9 protein-coding genes and 1 pseudogene are annotated in these 14,417 nt (G+C 43.9%); 4 read left to right on the top strand and 6 right to left on the bottom strand.

Annotation, left to right across the window (positions count from 1 at the left end; translation table 11 throughout):
* The first annotated feature begins 307 nt into the window (after positions 1-307).
* Positions 308-589: pseudogene (locus NQU17_04600) on the top strand (IS110 family transposase).
* Positions 590-631: 42 nt separating this feature from the next.
* Here the strand turns inward: NQU17_04600 and NQU17_04595 are convergent.
* The 4 genes from NQU17_04595 to NQU17_04580 all read right to left on the bottom strand — a co-directional run bounded on the left by NQU17_04595 (position 632) and on the right by NQU17_04580 (position 6,454).
* The gene (locus tag NQU17_04595; GenBank protein ID UUM12845.1) at positions 632-1,468 is read right to left on the bottom strand and encodes a glycosyltransferase family 2 protein; all 837 of its coding nucleotides are present in this window, start codon (positions 1,466-1,468) and stop codon (positions 632-634) included.
* Positions 1,469-1,476: 8 nt separating this feature from the next.
* A complete protein-coding gene (locus NQU17_04590) occupies positions 1,477-2,277 on the bottom strand; it encodes a glycosyltransferase (protein ID UUM12844.1) in 801 nt (266 codons plus the stop codon).
* 94 nt (positions 2,278-2,371) lie between these two features.
* The gene (locus tag NQU17_04585; GenBank protein ID UUM12843.1) at positions 2,372-3,742 is read right to left on the bottom strand and encodes a sugar transferase; all 1,371 of its coding nucleotides are present in this window, start codon (positions 3,740-3,742) and stop codon (positions 2,372-2,374) included.
* 1,212 nt (positions 3,743-4,954) lie between these two features.
* Positions 4,955-6,454: an IS5 family transposase gene (locus tag NQU17_04580; GenBank protein ID UUM12842.1), complete on the bottom strand. Its 1,500-nt coding sequence runs from the start codon at positions 6,452-6,454 to the stop codon at positions 4,955-4,957.
* Between the two features lie 475 nt (positions 6,455-6,929).
* On the opposite strand from NQU17_04580, the gene NQU17_04575 reads away from it, so the two are divergent.
* Entirely contained in the window at positions 6,930-7,922 is a 993-nt protein-coding gene (locus NQU17_04575) for an IS5 family transposase (protein UUM12841.1), read from the top strand.
* A 500-nt stretch (positions 7,923-8,422) separates the two neighbouring features.
* Here the strand turns inward: NQU17_04575 and NQU17_04570 are convergent, their stop codons facing one another.
* Positions 8,423-9,382 (bottom strand): IS91 family transposase, encoded by a 960-nt coding sequence (locus NQU17_04570; protein ID UUM12840.1) that lies wholly within the window; start codon positions 9,380-9,382, stop codon positions 8,423-8,425.
* A complete protein-coding gene (locus NQU17_04565) occupies positions 9,382-10,242 on the bottom strand; it encodes a tyrosine-type recombinase/integrase (protein ID UUM12839.1) in 861 nt (286 codons plus the stop codon). Before NQU17_04565 ends, NQU17_04570 begins: the two co-directional genes overlap by 1 nt.
* A 597-nt stretch (positions 10,243-10,839) precedes the next feature.
* Here NQU17_04565 and NQU17_04560 point away from each other — a divergent pair.
* Together NQU17_04560 and NQU17_04555 are read left to right on the top strand one after the other, a co-directional pair.
* A complete protein-coding gene (locus NQU17_04560; protein ID UUM12838.1) occupies positions 10,840-11,964 on the top strand; it encodes a polysaccharide deacetylase family protein in 1,125 nt (374 codons plus the stop codon).
* Between the two features lie 446 nt (positions 11,965-12,410).
* The gene (locus NQU17_04555; GenBank protein UUM12837.1) at positions 12,411-14,312 is read left to right on the top strand and encodes a hypothetical protein; all 1,902 of its coding nucleotides are present in this window, start codon (positions 12,411-12,413) and stop codon (positions 14,310-14,312) included.
* Positions 14,313-14,417 lie beyond the last annotated feature (105 nt).

Raw genomic sequence — 14,417 nt, 5'->3', positions numbered from 1 at the left:
TTTTCTCCCTCCTTTAATAAGGTTATAGTAGTTAATTGGTTTTCGTAACTGTAATTAACTGCCATAATATAAGCATCCAGTGTGAGTGTAGCCGCGGCTTCCTTTAAGGTTCTTACTCGTAAATGAGAGTAGCGCCTCAACTCTTGGGGCAGTTCACGAATGAGCTGGATGTTGAGACTTTAGGGTCTTCTCCGTCTGTCCAAGGAGGTTGTGAGCCGCCAGAGCGTGATGGTTCACCCTGTATATCTTGGTCAGAGATGTATTATATGTGCTATCTTGGCATTGACACCGGCAAGAACAACATAAGGCAGGCTTCATCAGGGAGGATGGCAACCATGTGGGCAAGTCTCTGCGCTTCACAAACACCCAGGAGGGCTTCGAAAAGCCCATTCAGCTGAATCAGGATCGTCTCCCGCAGGATGAAATCTTCTGCATTGGGATGGAAGCCACCGGCCAATACTGGCTGGCTAACGTGATCAATCCGATCCAATCCGACAGTCTTCGAAACTTCCACATCCGTCAACAGAAGACTGACGCGGTGAACTGCTACCTGGTGGCCGAAGTCATACGCTTTGGGACGGTCTATTAATTATTTTTAGAAATTAAGCCCAAAAGAACCCTACGTTTACCTTCATTTCCCTTCTCTTACCTCGTACTCATATATCTTTGCATCAATAATGTAACGATACATATATGCTTGGATATAACAGTAAATCTTTCCAGGTTTCCCATCCAAAAAACCCATCTGTCCATAATAGCGGTACCAATAATAGAGCCTTGCTCTAAAAAACTTAGGAAGTCTGTAGTAAACGCCATCTCTCAGTTTCTTGGTTTTCTCTGCTAATTCGTATAAGTAAGCCTGTTCATTAAGTTTTCTTCGACGTTCATAATAATCAAAAACTTCTCTTGTCGCGTAAGAATTATGTTTATCTATGTATGCGTTCAAGCTTTTGCAGTCATAGTGTAAACAATAGTTTTTTAAAATGATGGTTGTTCCTTGTTTCAGAACAATATGTTCACCCATGGCTCGATCTTCAAAATCGCCCATTCCATGTTTAAACACGGTAATCTTTTGCAAGTTTGAACCACCGTGCTTTAAAAAACGCCCAAGGAAATACAATGTATGATTCATTAAAAACCCATTAATATCATCATTATCGTGATTCCTCATTTCACTGATGATTTCCTCTGCAAGTTCTTTTGGTACTCTTTCATCAGCATCAATTCTATAAACCCACTTGGTTTCAATGCTAACATTATCCAATGCCCAATTAAACTGATCCGCATAATGCTTCCACTCATGATAGAAAATATCAGCACCAGCTGCTTTTGCGAGCTCTACAGTATTATCAGTACTTCCACTGTCAACTACAACAATACGATCAACCCATGCCTTGATTGTATCTATGCATGCAACAATATTTAATTCTTCATTTTTTGTTAATATAATTGCTGTAATATCATTCATTTTTTATATTACCCCACTACATATTTCACGAGTTCAAACGCCCATCTATAACACCAGTAAAATTTACTCATCCCATATTTCTGATAAATTCCATAAGTAATATCAACCCTCTTCTTAACTTCTTTCAGACTCTTCTTGGTGCTCATGCCACCATCGCCAAAGGCGAAATTACTGACAATCTTATCGATAGTGACGATTTTTCGCCCAGCCTGATGCACGGCGGTAATATAATCAAAGTCGTCATACATGCTTTCCAGTGCATAAGGGAACTCTAACAACGTTTCCTTCCGGCTGAACATTCCCGGATGGCACCAGCCAGCTGTGGTCCACAGCTTCCCGATCTTGGCGTGTTTGATCCAAGTCTTTTTTCCACACATCCTAATGCTTCCCCAGGCTACATTATACTTCTCTTTCACGTATAACTTCACCATGTTCTCGACAGCATCAGACTCGTACCAGTCGTCAGTGTTGATCTGTCCAATCAGTTCACCATGTGCCATTCTGGCACCCTTGTTGAGTGCATCATACATTCCCTTATCAGGTTCAGATATAATTTTAAGGCTACGACCTTTCTTCGCATCGAATAGATGTTGAAACTCTGAAACCACCTTTACAGTGTTATCTTTACTCACCCCATCAACGATGATGTACTCAATATTCTCATATGTCTGGTTCAATACCGACTCTATTGTCTTGGCGATAGTCTTCTCGCTATTGAACGCCACACTGATGATCGTAACAAGCATCATCTTTTTGTCTCCCTCGTCTATTCTCATGACTTGCCAATCTATTTTTTCTTTTCTAGCCAATCCTTTGACATATTTCCAAACACTTCTGCTTGGTTTATAGCGGACAATAATTTACTAAAGCATTTATATTCGCACATTTAATCAAACAAACATATTACTCTGAAGCGAAATTCTTTTTGGATACGTACTTACCACGATATTTAATATCAGAATTTGAACTAATTCCTTCAGTACTATCCTTATTCGTGAGAATCTTTATTGTAGCTAGAATAATTGTTAAATCTTCAAGAATACTCGGATTTGATATATACATTAAGTCCATCAGTAATTTATCGTAAAAAGTTGTATTGTACTTACCATAGACTTGAGCATAACCAGTGAGTCCTGCTTTTGTTTGCAACCTTAGTCCAAATTCAGGTACTGTTTTTTCTATGTTTGCCTGTATCTCAGGTCGTTCTGGTCGAGGACCAACTATGCTCATATCCCCTTTCAGAATATTAATTAGTTGGGGAAGCTCATCCAAACGACAGGCCCTGATTATTCTTCCAACTTTTGTAATACGAGGATCATTTTCTCCGGATGAAAGGACTGCGCCACAGTATTTTTCCGCGTCTACGTTCATGCTTCTAAACTTTAAGATTTCAAAAATTTTACCGTTCTTTGTTAGGCGCTTCTGCTTATAAAATGCCGGACCACCATCTGCTTTAACCGCAATTGCAGTTAAAGCAAATACTGGAGAGAGAACAACTAATGCTATTCCTGACAAAAACACATCCGAAATTCGCTTAAAGACTAAGTATTCCGTAGACGGTGCGTATCTCTCATGTTTCAGAATAGGCATATGGAGCATATGGATTTGTTCCGAGCCGCGCAATATGACATCCGATATTCTTGGAATCATAAGTAATTTTATTCCCTTATAGGTACAATATTTTAATATAATATTCCTTTGAGAGGATCGTATCCCACATAAGAATACTGCTTCCATCCCATTAATTTTCATCAAATCATTAATGATATCTTCTACAGCATAAACTTTCCTAATGTCGAATCTTTTTTCAAGACCGTAAGTATGTATCAGGTTTTCCATGCCTGTTCGCTCGTCATAGATTACGATAGTTTTTAGAGGTTTGTGTGTTGCAAAATATGCTTTGTGCATAAAAACCGACCAAATCGCTGCAATAATGCATTGGACCACCCAAGTGATAGATCCAGGAATTATATTTGGCAAGTGAATGGAAAGCATCCAGATCAAGATGTACATTATACCGTCGGATATTGAAACAGCTATAATCTGGCCGAAGATAATGTCCCTAATTTGAAGAATTGAAACCCGAAAGCAATCCAATTTCTGGTAAAAATAATAACTGATGAAGAAAAAAGATAAAATGATTAAAGCGCTAACTTGCTTCGAATGAGATGCTATCGTTCGTGATTCATAATAAAAAAACCAACATATTATAAACGGAATTAATACTAATAGCATGTTAACTATTTTATAAGCTGTAAAAGGAATTTTTTTCATTACATCAGTCCACTCCTTATTTTTTTACAATATCTTCCCAGAAACTAACAAATTATGAACTCTAAGCAACCACTATCAGCCCAGTCGTTATTCATCATATTTTCAAATGCTTGCTTCTTGAGCATGCTTCGTGGAATCCAGAAAAGTATAGAAATCACCATCGAAATTCTTTATTATTGATATGATTTTTCAATTCATAGTGAATACCATTCGATAGATACACTTTTGGCTAATATCCGAATGTAATCAGATTTAAGTTCATTTCTCTCTTGATCAATCCGATTATTTGGCTCGATACTTAGTTTATACAGCAAAATAAATAAGCCGTACAAAACCCTAAGTTTAACGAGTTCATGAGCAGCTTTTTTCTATTGTGTTTAGTTGTGAGATTTAAATAAGGATAGATAATTGAATGAATGTCAATTGATGCCTTTGAATCCCTTACCTCTGTTTTTATATCTATGGATTCTACCGGCACTTTGATCAACTGAATAAATGATGTTGGATCGTGTTCTTCATAAGATGTTCCAAAAATGAATGCCCCGTTGAATTAGCGTAGAGACAAATATGAAGTCTAAAAAAATTCCATACAAATATTGATCGATCAAACTCAAACAATTAAGTCGCCTCCAATAGTTATATATTACGTAAATAAACGATAAAATTTCGTTAACCATTTAGTAACTTTATCATTATAACATATTAATGGTTTATGAATTACCTAGAGAACCATTTTGGAAAATAAAATATTAATCTTTTTCAGTTCCTGTTTTTCTTTTTACATCCAATCAAATTTAAATTTTGTTCAGTATTATCTAAATCACGATTGGAATTATCATTCCGTCAATATTGAGTGATAATTTTCTTCTATCTGAATTATACTAACATCTTGACAAGACATTTTTTGACCAATTACTCAATTTCAGCTTTTTTTTACTACTTGTTTTTTGATGTAGTGTTAAATTGATTAGTTCCTTTACACATCCCCAGATCCTTGAAGTCATTACTGCTGCACATTCTCATCAATGCACTTTTTTACTTACCGACTAAAGCCATTTTCTCTGCATTGGGCTGTATCTCATTACCTTGACCATAAAATCTGCCTCATCTCAGATGTCCTTTGGGAATAACAACTCGTCTACTTTGATTATCAGTAATCAACGAGCCACCATTCAGAATTGTAGTTAGAGGGTTATGAATAATCGCTACTTTTCAGGAAGCAATTGCATAAACCTCGAAAGATATGTAGAAATTGAAGACTTGGTTTTTGTCAAAAAAAGAAGCACGCTGCTTCCTCAGGTTGCGGAAGGAATTCATCACAACAAAACTAACACAGATCATCACCTCAGTGGCTTGCTGTGTTCTCTCCATAATTCTGTCTAGACCATACTTCCGTTTGCTTTCTCCGATTTTGGCTTCCACCATATTGCGATCGCCAGCCTCCTGGACCTCTGCTGCTCGCTGCTGCTGGCGCACCTGAGGATCCTTTGGGGGTCTGCCAAGTGCCGGACCGTTCATTCGGATATTCTTGCTTTTGCAGAATGCCAGGTTAGCTTTGTTTCGATATATCTTATCTGCCAGGATCCTTTCAGGATATGATCCTGTTCTTTCTTTGTAACGCTCAGCACTCTCTTGCAAGGTCAGGGCTTCATTGAAGTTTTCAAACGAAAAATACTCCATTCGCACATACCCATCCACCGTTGAGAGGGCAATTTTCGAACCAAACTCGGTGTTGACGGATGACTTGCCCCGCTTGATAGGCCTTACCCAGTGCTGGGACACACTGACAATTCGACGTTCGATCCGGTTAATTTTTAACTTACACATCTCAAACTGCTGATCATGAATCAAAGACAGTGTCTTGAGTGCATCCATCGTCTTTGGGCTGATGGGTTTGTTCATGGCTGGTGAGTCAAAGTATCCCAGGCAGCGTTTCAGCAATCTCAAGAGAATACCCTGTTTTTCTCGGAACTGGGCTGGAGTATTTTTTTTCGATTTGGAGATGCTCAAATAAGCCTGTCTGGCATGATTCAACAATGACTTCTGAGTTTTGGTAATGGGTTTTCCTCGTGTTATTTCTAGATGACGCATGGCTGAACAGACCGCCTCATACAGGAGGCGGATATCCGTCGGGAAGTGGATGTCTTGTGGAACACAGGTAGCATCCAGGATCAACGTACCGCTGTTTGTCTGTACCAAGTCATTGACCGAAGAAGTGCTTGACTCAGAGTCTTGGGGATCGCTTTCCCCCGAATGGCCGCCGCTCGAATCATCATCACTATCATCATTGGACGATGGTTTCTTTAAGGGATTCTGAGCAATAATGGCTTCATTGATTTGGCAAATTTCTGCAGCTGTAAAGCGTTGCCTGAAGTAAGACATCAAGCTGGTATCAAAGGGCAATTCACTTGAGAATTCTTCGAATCCAAGGAAAAACTGAAGATATGGATTTTCACGAACCAGCTCAATCAAATCCGCATCAGAGACATTCAAGGCTTGTTTGAGAAAAAGAGCGCCAAAGGCCAGTCTGGATGAGTATGCCCGGTTGCCACGAGGCCCATTGAACTTAGTGGCATAGATTTCTTCGATGAGATCCCAGGGCATTTGATGGGATAATTTCACCCATCGATTGGAGGGATCAATGCTGACCCCATGGAAACCACTTGGGTATTCAAACACCGAAATTTGACGATTTCTCTTCTTAAAACCCATAAAAATCTCCTGAATACGAGCAAAAATGGGCTCAATCACTTTTTTTGTGGGATTATGATTTTCCCTGTTTACACGGAGAGGTCGACGTGGTAGCCTGACTGGCCGACTAGCCCAGCATTTATGCAGCCTAGCGGCAAGGCTGGCGGAACCACGCCGACAGAGGCTCCATGTCAACTTGGGAAAATCCCACAGTTTTTGTGATTGACCCCAAAAATGCTGAAATTTAATGAAAACTTATAACTTTATTATACCAGAAACCAGTTAAAAGTGGCTTGAACACTATGTTCCGGACCCATTCAGCAGTCTCTAGTTAGTTCAAATATTATTCATGGATTGCATTCAATCTTGACATTTTGATGAAATCTTTATTGCGTATAATTAGTTAGGGAAACGCTGATTAATTCTGTTTTCTGTAACTCTGAGGAACGCTCTCACGATATAATTTAAGTATTACGTTACCAGCGAGGTTTTTCTTATGAAGCAGCAGACTTTCAGTGATTTTGAATACGCACATCGCCGCAAGACTACAAAGAGAGAAGAGTTTCTTGATTCTATGGAAACTATCATTCCCTGGAAAGATTGGGTCGAGATGATTCGCCCCTACTATCCTCAGGGAAAACGCGGCAGAAAGCCCATCGAAATTGAAACAATGCTTCGGATGTACCTGATGCAAAATTGGTTTAACCTCTCCGATGTTGCAATGGAAGACGCCATCTATGACAGTTATGCCATGCGCAAATTCATGCGGCTGGACTTCATCTCGCAGCAAGTGCCTGACGCAACCACGCTTCTTCACTTTCGCCATTTAATGGAAAGCCATCTCTTGGGGGAGAAGATCTTTCATGATGTCACCAGACGCTTGGAATCTGCCGGACTAATGATGCATGGCGGCACCATCGTGGATGCCACCATTATTGCAGCCCCCAGTTCTACCAAGAACCAGACGGGAGAACGAGACCCTGAGATGCACCAGACAAAGAAAGGCAATCAGTGGTACTTTGGGATGAAGGTTCATACCGGAGTTTGCGCCGGCAGTGGGTATGTCCATACAGTCACAGGGACTGCGGCCAATGTCCATGACATAAACGAGACACACAAACTGATTCGTCCCGATGATGAAGTAGCTTACGGAGATTCCGGCTATAATGGAGTCGAGTCAAGAAAAGAATTCACCGAGGATCCGCACTTATCTACTATTGAATTTCGCAGCAATGTTCGCCCTTCCAAGATCAAGACCAATAAGAACTATCCCGGGATCCAGTGGGACCGGGCAATTGAACAACGCAAATCATCCGTTCGAAGCAAAGTGGAGCACCCATTTTTGATCGTCAAACGGTTCTTTGGTTATGCCAAAGTAGTTTATCGGGGGATCAGCAAAAATTTGAATAGATTCAACATCTTGTTTGCCAGCGCCAATTTGTTGAATTGTATTCGTGCAAAACGAACGAAAGAATTCTGCATGGGATAAGTGCGCCCAAAATTGGGGGTTAGCCCACAAAACGGGCTGAAATCGCACTAAAATCCAGCATTTTTGTGCTCCCATGAGCAAAAAAACAACATAATGACCGAACTGGGAAACGTTAACCTCAAATAATCAGTGTTTCCTTAGAAAAGAATTGATTCGGGGAAAATAAAAAGCCATCAAATGCAGTGAAGCATTGATGACCCGAAGCAATTTTTCCTATTGGACACAATCGCGTGAACTGGATCCTGCTATGGGGATTCAATCAAACCCACCGCCTCGTGGATCAGGCAAAAGAGCTGTCTCCACTCTCTAAAACTTTGGAATTGGAACATCGTTGGAAAAAAAGGGGATGCTTCGCAGCCCCACCTGGGTGGAGCTTTTTTTGCATCGGGGCCCTTGGTCATTTGATCCTTTTAACATTGGCGAGACTTTGTCGCCGGATGTTTGAACTTCCCCAATGCCTGCAACAATTGACGTCGATCCCGTATAAGCAGTTGAGAAGTTCAACTCCCGTCAGATCCGTAATGCCGGATTTTGACGAATCCCTTTGGAAGAACATGCATGAGGAATCTTCGGATAAATTCCTCATGCCCAAGAGTGAGCGTTTTTTTCGTACCGGTTTTGTAGTCCTTCACCCCAAAAGTAACCGATTTGTCGCCGACCTCAAGGATCCTGGAGTTGCTGATGGCGATACGATGCGTATATCGGCCCAAATACTCAATCACCTGGTCCGCGGATTTGAACGGTTCTTTGAGGTAGGGAATCCATTCTTTGGCATAAAGCTTCGTCAGGAATTGGTTGAATTCGCGAGGAAATTGGAGCAGGCTCAGTTCACCAGGGAAAGCCAGAGTCTTTTTAAGTGAGAGTTTTTTAAGACCGTCCAGGAATTTGCCTCGAAAGAGCTTTGAAACAACCTTAATGGGAAAGAGAAATTTCTTGCCTGAAGTCACGAATCGACCGGCATCGGTGAGACCACCGCCCAGAACGATCGCGTGAATATGTGGATGAAACGACAGGTTGCTGCCCCAGGTATGAAGGACACTGATGAAGCCGATGTCCGCACCTAAAAACTTTTTGTCGCGGGCCAGATCCATCAGAGTTTCCGAGCTGGCGCTGTACAGGAGGTTGTAGAGTGCCCGTTTGTTGGCATAGATCAGTGGGTTCAACTCTTCGGGCACGGTGAAGACCGCGTGGAAATAAGGAGCATCAATGACATCTGCCTTTTGGGCATCGATCCATTTTTCCTTTTTCAGGGATTGGCAGCAGGGGCAATGGCGATTTCTGCAGGAATTGTAGTGGAAATGGGTTTTGCCGCAGTCCTGGCAAATGGTCTGGTTACCGCCCATAGCCGGTGTCTTGCAGCTCATGATCGCCTCTGCCACTTTGTTCGACTCATAGTTCATTCCGTATTGTTCCAGATAACCAAGGTAACCCTGATCAAAGACCTGCTGGATTTTGTGCATTACAAACCACCATCAAAGGGATTTGTGAAGTTGACAGGCCCGGTTCTTGCCAGATGGATGTATATGGTGGTGCTGTTTATGGATTTGTGTCCCAGCAGTTTCTGGATGGTAAGAAGATCTGTCCCACTCTCATAGAGATGAGTGGCAAATGCGTGGCGAAATGAGTGAGCGGTCACATGCTTGCTCCAGTTAAGGCTTTTCAGATGGAGAGAAATGAGACGTCCGAAAAAAGCGCTCTTCACTGATCCATCCCCTTTTTTGTTGGGGAAAAGCCATCCCCTGGGTCGCCCATATTGATAATAATACTTTGTTAGGATGAGTACCGCTTTTTTAGATAGCGTGGCATACCGCTCGGACCGGTTTTTCGAAGCCCGTATAAAGATTCGGCCATCCTGGCAATGGATATCTTCAAAGCGCAAATGACAAAGCTCAGACAACCGGAGTCCAGAGGAATACAGTAATGCAACGCAGGCTTTCAGTCGCAGGTCAGTGATAGAGTTGATAAACGCCATGGTCTCATCCACCGAAAGAACCTCTGGAAGGTAAGACTTGATCGTCATGGCGGGAACTTCGTACCGATCCCACGGTTGCTTCAGGAGATAGAGCCTGAAAAATCGTATTTGAGAGGTATGGGCATTGATGCTGTGGTTGGAAAGCTTCTTTGTCTTCTTCAAGTAGAGGATGTAGGTCCTGATATTTTCGTAGGATGCGTCCTTGGGCTGGATGCCCATGGAGTCAAGCCACTCGAGATAAGATTTGAGGAAGGATCGATAACTTTTTTTGGTATTTGATGAGAGATCTCTGAGTTCGAGATAATGTTCCATTTGAGAGAAATAAGATTCTAAAATAAATTGATCCATCGAGGTACTCCTTTCAAAAAGCGCAGTAATGCATTGGGCATCAGCGCCTTGGGTGGAGACCTGGATGGGCAGATTAAAAAAGTTGTGTTGTTGTGGTGGCTAAAATATGGTAACATAGGCGTGCAAATAGTAGTTGCTCTCCTTTGGTTATTTGTTGTTTGTAGTGAATCCACAATAAACCATAAATGGAGGTGTAGCTACTATTTGTTTTTTTTGCACGAACAAACCTCTGTCAAACCAAGAGGCATAAGTATAAATTTGTAACAAAGAACTATCGCGTAGCGATTTTGTTCAATGAAGTAACTAAAAAGTTTTACTGTCATTACGCGATGGCTCATCCCCACACTATTGGTTCGCACTTGACGGATCCAAGCTATATCAGGTTTATTGCCGACAATGGAAATACTTCAACCTGCCAGCTGCACAATCAATCAGGCTTTACTCTGAAGGGAAAGGAAATCGTGAAGACACATTGAACAACAAGATCAAAAACCGAACTTTCTGATCCCATATTATGTTTACTGATTTCACATCACTGAGTGCTTCAGCCTGGAGGCACTAATCTCATCGATCATATCGATACAAGGAGGTAACAAGATGAAACATACATCGAGACGACTGCTCATTGTTGTTCTGGTACTTCTGCTTCAATTTGGGTTGGGATCCCTTGCTGAGAATTTGAATATGAAGTTTCTTCGCCCTGTAGGTGGCCAGACAGCATATGCCGCGGAAAACAAAGTAACTACGGTGAATCTGAATCTTCGGACAGGTCCCGGTACCAGCTATTCCATCATTCTGACGATCCCGAAGGGATCTACGGTCAGTGTTCTCTCCACCTCCAATGGGTGGTCCAAAGTAACGTACAAGGATACCACCGGATATGTTTACTCCGCTTATCTGGCTTCACCCACCGGAACCCGTTATTACACCACGGCTGCGCTGAACCTTCGTACTGGTCCAAGTACCAATTACTCCATTATCCTGACCATGCCAAAGGGAGCAGCTGTCACAGTCTACAGCATCTCCAACGGCTGGGCGAAATTAAGCTACAGCGGAACAAATGGGTATGCCAGTACCACCTATCTAAGCAAAACAGCTCCCAGCACAGAACCCACCACCTTAAGAAAGATCTTCAAGGGCGTAACCAGCTACTCCGGGCGACGGATCGCCATTACTTTTGATGACGGAGCTACCGCCAGCCAGGTGGATCGAGTCCTGACGATTCTGGATAACTACAATGCCAAAAGCACCTTCTTCTTTACCGGCAACTGGATCCTGTCCCACCCCGTGACGGCTCGAAAAATCGTCAGCCGAGGCCATAAGATGGAATCCCATACTGTCAGTCACCCAGACCTCACCGATCTCAGTGATTCCTCGGTTCGTTACCAGCTGACCCGCTCCCGTGAGATTATCAAAGAAACGGTAGGCACGACCTCCTACCTGATCCGGCCACCGTATGGTGCTACCAGCTCGCGAGTAGAACGCATCGCTGGAGAAGTCGGCTTCAAGTACATGGTCATGTGGTCCATCGACACCGATGACTACATGAGCACCACCTCCACCTCAGAGATTATCTCCCGGGCTGTCGCAGGAGCTTCCAACAATGGCATTCTCCTTCTCCACCCCTCCCACACCAAAGTCATTGACGCCCTGCCAAGCATTCTCCGCCAGCTCAGAGACAGAGGATACATCTTCGTCACCGTCAACTCCATGCTGCCGTAACTTAACATTTCATACAGGACTAGTCCCCCAGGCAGCGCCTGAGGGACTAGTCCTGTTTTATTGAATTGTGAGCATTCGCTCGAGTATGCCTTGCCCCGATCTACCATTACTCCCCACATCATCCTGCGGCTCAAAGTCCTTCTCATTCTTCTTTGATTTGCAATCCTTCGCTCGATTGTCTTAACGGCTTAGCCTCTTTACGTCTTAGCCTTTTAAAGTCTATGGGTCTTTAGGCCTTAATCTCTTCAGTTCGTATACCTTAACGCCTTGATGCTAGGAAGGTGACACCACTGTCGACAGCAAATGCCTTTTTCAGTTATTTCTGTATTTCAGATTCGTATTAATTCAGGGATTTTATTCGTTGAATGTGTAAAATAAATGGACTCCCTCGAGTATAATAAAAATGTAAAGGAATACATTTTGAAGTGTCTGGAGTGGATATTGGAATGAAGAAACGAAGTTTGAAAGAACGTCTGAGTTATCAACTGGATCTGATCATGTCCCGCGGAACCACTTCCCTGATTCTGTTCTTATCCATCATTACACTCTTCCTGGTGGTACTGGCAGGAATCATTGTCATTATTGTGGAGAGAGCCTGGGCCAATGGCTCTGTGCTGTATGCCGTCTGGAAATCATTCACCCTGACTCTGGATCCGGGCAACCTGGCCAGTGTCGAGGGAAGTCTTGGTCTCATCATCATTGCTGCCATCAGTACCGTGGGCGGCATCTTTATCACCAGTACCCTGATCTCCATCCTGAATACCGGTTTATCCTCGCGCATTGAAAAGCTACAGCGCGGCAATGCCACGATCATCGAGCAGAACCACACGGTAATCCTGGGATTCAATCAGTCCGTCTTCCCCATGATCCGGGAACTTCAGATTGCCCAATCCAATCAGAAATCCGGCTGCATCGTCATCCTGGGCAATGCAGACAAGCTGGACATGGAGGATCAGATCCAGCGTCGGATCCCCGCCGCCAAAACGACGCGTATCATCTGCCGCAGCGGGGATCCGACCTCCCGGACCGACCTGGAACGATGCTCCATCGAGACCTGCAAGTCCATCATTGTGAATCTGGATGAGGATCATGAAGTCATTCGGACTCTGCTTGCTGTGTCGAGCTACCTGAACCAGGAGACCATACTCAAGGAATACCCCAATGTCCGTAAGATCCACATAGCCGCCTCCATCAAGGAATCGGTCAACCTGAGTGTGGCCCGCATTGCCGGTCAGGGCTATGCGGATATCCTCCACTTCAAGCTCATCATCTCTCAGATCATGGCTCATACCTGCTATCAGCCTGGACTGTCCTCCGTCTATATGGAACTGTTCAATTTCTCCGGGGATGAGATCTACATTGAATCCTTCCCCCAGCTGGAAGGACTGTCCTTTCTGAAAGCTCAGCTGGCCTTCTCGGATTCCACCGTCATCGGCATTTCAAGAAACGGCTCCACTCTGATCAACCCGGATCCCCGCACGAAGATCGAAAAACAGGACCAACTGATCCTCATCGCGGAAGATGATCACTTCGCTCAGCTCAGTGATGACCTTCCCCAGATTGCCCAGATCAGTGATCCCGAATCCGTGACCAGATACCGCATGGCTTCGGCCGGCAAGCTCCTGATTCTTGGTCACAGCGAGATCCTCCTGGATATCATGAAAGAACTGGATGAATTCCTCCCCGAGAATTCCCAGGTCACCATCGCCGGCAAACGCCGAAACGGTGTCAGTCCGGCGTTCCTGAAAGACCACCCTTTTCACCACCTGGTCATTGAATGCATCGAAATGGACATCACCGACCGTTCCAACCTGGAACAGCTCCTGTCCCAGGATATCGAACACATCCTGCTCCTGAGTGACTCCGACCTGACACCCGATCAGGCCGATGCCAAGACCCTGACCATACTTCTTCAGATCCGCGACCTCGAGAAAAGCTTCAATCACCGCTTCAGCATTACCAGCGAAATGCTCGATGTCCGCAATCAGGAACTGGCTCAAGTCACCGATGTCAACGACTTCGTCATCAGCAGCAACATCACCGGACTTATCATGGCTCAGGTCTCGGAGAACCGTGACCTGAATCCGATCTTCACGGAACTCCTCGACTCCGACGGATCCGAGATCTACCTCAAACCAGCCTCCAGCTATCTGGAACCCGGCAAGCCCATCAACCTCTATACCGTGACCCAGCTGGTCAGCCTGCGCCATGAAGTCTTCATCGGCTTTAAACGCAGCCTCACCGGATCCAACGGCCAGCACACGTATGATCTTCAGGTCAACCCACCCAAGAATCAGTCCATCACCTTCTCTCCCGAGGACTGGCTGGTTGTCCTGGCTCAGGACTAACACCCAGGCACATTAGATAAATTAAGAAGGACCCAAAAGGTAACACCACCTGATCAGTCCACTTCCCACGAAAAACAACGATTCCACCCGTTCGACCAGCTCCAA

This window comes from Clostridiaceae bacterium HFYG-1003 (assembly GCA_024579835.1).
In the GTDB taxonomy this organism is placed as follows: Bacteria; Bacillota; Clostridia; order Clostridiales; family Clostridiaceae; genus JG1575.
This window is presented reverse-complemented; position numbering and strand designations above follow the sequence as displayed.

Bases quoted from the DNA above. Each gene is read 5' to 3' on its own strand.
- NQU17_04595 (UUM12845.1), bottom strand. From the start codon at position 1,468: ATGAATGATATTACAGCAATTATATTAACAAAAAATGAAGAATTAAAT.
- NQU17_04585 (UUM12843.1), bottom strand. From the start codon at position 3,742: ATGAAAAAAATTCCTTTTACAGCTTATAAAATAGTTAACATGCTATTA.
- NQU17_04580 (UUM12842.1), bottom strand. From the start codon at position 6,454: ATGGGTTTTAAGAAGAGAAATCGTCAAATTTCGGTGTTTGAATACCCA.
- NQU17_04575 (UUM12841.1), top strand. From the start codon at position 6,930: ATGAAGCAGCAGACTTTCAGTGATTTTGAATACGCACATCGCCGCAAG.
- NQU17_04570 (UUM12840.1), bottom strand. From the start codon at position 9,382: ATGCACAAAATCCAGCAGGTCTTTGATCAGGGTTACCTTGGTTATCTG.
- NQU17_04565 (UUM12839.1), bottom strand. From the start codon at position 10,242: ATGGATCAATTTATTTTAGAATCTTATTTCTCTCAAATGGAACATTAT.
- NQU17_04560 (UUM12838.1), top strand. From the start codon at position 10,840: ATGAAACATACATCGAGACGACTGCTCATTGTTGTTCTGGTACTTCTG.
- NQU17_04555 (UUM12837.1), top strand. From the start codon at position 12,411: ATGAAGAAACGAAGTTTGAAAGAACGTCTGAGTTATCAACTGGATCTG.